This window comes from Vibrio sp. 378, assembly GCF_033339435.1.
In genome coordinates this window covers 1-503 of the sequence record NZ_JAWOUO010001285.1, presented here as the reverse complement: position 1 = coordinate 503, position 503 = coordinate 1, and the positions used below count along the sequence as shown (strand labels likewise).

The following is a 503-nucleotide window of genomic DNA, read 5'->3' as shown; positions in this document are numbered from 1 at the left end:
CCTCACCGAAAAGGGAATACAACTGCAACAAGCCACGCAGTTGCATTTCTCTGAGTTAGGCAAGTTGCTTGATGATCTGAGAGTAGAAAAGCATATCAATGAGGTTCGCTTGAAGCTCACTCCCTCATTCGCCTTTAAGTGGCTAGTTCCTAAACTCGAAAGCTTTCAACTAGAGAACCCAGAAATACAAGTGCAGATCTTTGCGGAAGGAGCGCTAGTCAACAGCGATTTGAAAGACTATGACGTCGCCATTGACTACGGTCTTCACCCTTATCGAGACCATGATGCCGAGTTGATTCTCGCTGAACAATTGCTGCCAGTGATGAGTCCTAAATACCTTGAGGATCATCGGTGGCTACAAACTCCTTTTGGTGATCAAACATCGTCGATGTCTGCGAATCAATGGCAAGCGGCTACGTTGTTGCACGACGCGATGCCGTGGGAAAAAGCGACACGTGACTATGAGTGGTTGTATTGGGCTTCGGCAATGGGATTCGATTTTA

The 503-nt window shown here is 46.9% G+C and carries 1 protein-coding gene; it reads left to right on the top strand.

Translation table 11 applies throughout. The features are described from left to right. Positions 1–503: LysR substrate-binding domain-containing protein (locus tag R7Q48_RS31590; protein ID WP_318134426.1), on the top strand; the 503-nt coding region annotated here is incomplete at both ends.